This is a genomic window from Pseudemcibacter sp. (assembly GCF_965661635.1).
In the GTDB taxonomy this organism is placed as follows: Bacteria; Pseudomonadota; Alphaproteobacteria; order Sphingomonadales; family Emcibacteraceae; genus Pseudemcibacter.
Genome location: NZ_CBFIEP010000058.1, coordinates 1 through 2,715 on the forward strand (window position 1 = coordinate 1; position 2,715 = coordinate 2,715).

4 protein-coding genes are annotated in these 2,715 nt (G+C 42.8%); 3 read left to right on the forward strand and 1 reads right to left on the reverse strand.

Annotated features, from left to right (window positions below; genetic code table 11):
- The 3 genes from ACTF6W_RS04425 to ACTF6W_RS04435 all read left to right on the forward strand — a co-directional run.
- A partial coding sequence (locus tag ACTF6W_RS04425; RefSeq protein WP_438993337.1) for a hypothetical protein occupies window positions 1-185 on the forward strand: 185 nt, incomplete at its 5' end.
- Window positions 179-520: a HAMP domain-containing protein gene (locus tag ACTF6W_RS04430; RefSeq protein WP_438993338.1), complete on the forward strand. Its 342-nt coding sequence runs from the start codon at window positions 179-181 to the stop codon at window positions 518-520. The genes ACTF6W_RS04425 and ACTF6W_RS04430, both read left to right, overlap by 7 nt.
- A 51-nt stretch (window positions 521-571) precedes the next feature.
- Window positions 572-1,372, forward strand: a complete 801-nt coding sequence (locus ACTF6W_RS04435) for a methyl-accepting chemotaxis protein (RefSeq protein ID WP_438993339.1) — start codon at window positions 572-574, stop codon at window positions 1,370-1,372.
- A 20-nt stretch (window positions 1,373-1,392) separates the two neighbouring features.
- On the opposite strand, the gene ACTF6W_RS04440 is transcribed toward ACTF6W_RS04435, so the two are convergent.
- Window positions 1,393-2,715: APC family permease (locus tag ACTF6W_RS04440; protein WP_438993340.1), on the reverse strand; the 1,323-nt coding region annotated here is incomplete at its 5' end.

The following is a 2,715-nucleotide window of genomic DNA, read 5'->3' on the forward strand; positions in this document are numbered from 1 at the left end:
ATTCAACACCGTTTGATCTTTCTTCTGCGGGGCCACTTGGTTCAACGGAATGGTTTGCAACGATGACAGGTAAAATCAACAAGCTTAAAATTGTTGAGGACAAAATGTCTGTTGATATTCAGAATATGCGTTTGATGCATCTAACGCGACCGCTAATCAATTTTGGTCTATATTGGCCATGCTAATTATTCTTGGTTCAATATGTCTTGTTCTTTCAATCTTCATTGTTAGATCAATTGTAATGCCTCTTAGAAACATAAGAGAAAGCATGGTTTCAATTGCTGAAGGCGATCTTGAAAGTGAAGTGCCACATGTATCTTATAAACATGAAATTGGTGCGATGGCGAATGCTGTGGAACATTTCAAAGCGTCAGGACTTGAAAATAAACGCATGGAAGCAGAAGCGGAAGAAAATCGTAAAAAGCAAGAAGCCGATGTTGAAGCAAGAAGAATTGCGAAAATTGAGCAAGAGAATGAGCAGAAGCAACAACAAGAAATTCTTGAAAAACGTGCAAGATAAGCACAGCAAAAAAGTCGTCGTGAACTTGCGCAACAATTTGAAGACCGTGTTATGGGTATTTTAGATAGTATTATTGGGTCAACTGATAATCTAAATGATATTTCACAGCAAATGGCTAATACTGCAGAAGTTACAAAAGAACGTTCAATGTCCGCGGATGTAGCGACGCGTCAAGCAGGATCGAATGTACAGGCTGTGGCAAGCGCATCCGAAGAGATGTCAGCGTCAATTGCTGAGATTACCAGAGAGGTTACAGACGCGGCATCAGTTGCAAATAACGCCGTCGGTTCGGTTGATCTTGCTGCGGAACGCGTTCAAACGCTTAGTGACGCTGCAGAAAAAATTGGTGAAGTTATCCAGCTGATTAATGATATTGCTGAGCAAACAAATCTGCTTGCATTAAATGCGACTATTGAAGCAGCACGTGCAGGTGAAGCCGGTAAAGGATTTGCCGTAGTTGCCTCAGAGGTTAAATCACTTGCAACGCAAACAGGCAGCGCCACCGAAGAAATACGGTCGCAAATTTCAGAAATGCAAGATGCAACAAATGGCGCCGTTAACGCAGTAAAAGACATCACTGAAACAATTACACAAATTAGTGATATATCCACTAGCATTGAAGCATCAATTGAAGAACAATCATCGGCAACAAATGAGATTTCGGAAAATGCCTTACAAGCGGCAACAGGTGCGGATGAAGTTAGTCGTAACATCGATGGTGTGAACCAATCAGCGACTGATACTGGTGAAGCGGCCCAATCTGTGCTTTCTGCATCGGATAAGTTTGCCAACCAAGCGCAGATACTTCGTAAAGAAGTGGATGATTTCCTCAATGAGGTGCGTGCAGGTTAATTCGATTATTTCTGAAGGGATTACTTTGGTTTAGAAAATTTCTTTGTAAACCAATAACCAATAGCACCAGTAATAATAGTTGCGGCACTAAAGGCGATCTCTTCCGTATTTTGAATAGTCAGATATCCAAGCGTTACAACCGTAATGGCAATAAATATGATCGGCGGCAATGGGTAAAATGGAATTGAAAAGTCACTTTCCTGATTACCGTGCCGCCGTCTTAGTATAAAGACCCCAAAAATCACGATCAAAGAATTGATGGCCATTGTGGCGCCGGAAAATAGTAAAATACTTTCAAAAGTGGCCGACCATAAAAAGATGAGAGCCATAATTGATTGAAGCCAAATGGCGGTCGTGGGAATACCGTGTTTATTGACTTTCCCTAAGCGCTCAAATAGGGAATAATCTTCGCCGAGCATTTGTAATACACGAGGCGCAGCGACCAACATAGCGCTAACGGTGGATATGAGCAGAAGCGACAGTGATAACCCCATAATGATCCCGCCTACGTCCCCGAAAGCATATCGCGCTGATATATAGCCGATTTCCAATTCACCGGCCATGGCGTCCATAGGGGCCGTCGCCAGAAACACATAATTTAAGATTAAATAACATGCCATAACGGCTGCGGTGCCGCCGATTAAAACACGTGGTAATGTTTTGCGGGGATTTTCAAGTTCCGATGTTAAATAGGTGGCCGCGTTCCATCCGGTATAGGCATAGCCCACATAAATTAACGAAACGGCAAACGCGCCACCGGTGAATAATGATAAATCTGATGATTTTGGTGCATAACTTACTTCTTGAACCGTATCAACGGACCAAAGTGCCGCGACGGAAAAGACAATAATTAATAGTATTTTGCCGGTGGTGAAAAAATCTTGTAACCCACCACTGTTTTTATGACTTGTTGAATGAACCGCTGTCATTACAATAATAAGAACGGAGGCAAGCATTAATGGATGAAGGGAGGGAAATACCGAACTTAAATATTCACCAAAGGTCATGGCCGCGAGGGCCGTAGGGGCGGCAAAACCGACAGTCGTTGAAATCCAACCTGAAACAAAGCCAGCACCGGGGTGATATATTTCTGATAAAAAATTATATTCGCCACCAGAACGGGGTAGTTTTGATCCGAGTTCCGCATAACATAATGCCCCGCATAGCGCCATGATGCCACCAAGAACCCAGAGAACCATAATAACAAAGCCAGACCGAATATCAGCAAGTTGGAAACCAAGGCTTGTGAAAATTCCAGTTCCAATCATATTGGCAATCACAATGGCCATTGCCGTTGCTGTGCTGAATTTACCCTTTGATGTCATGAACTTCCCTTTTTTGAT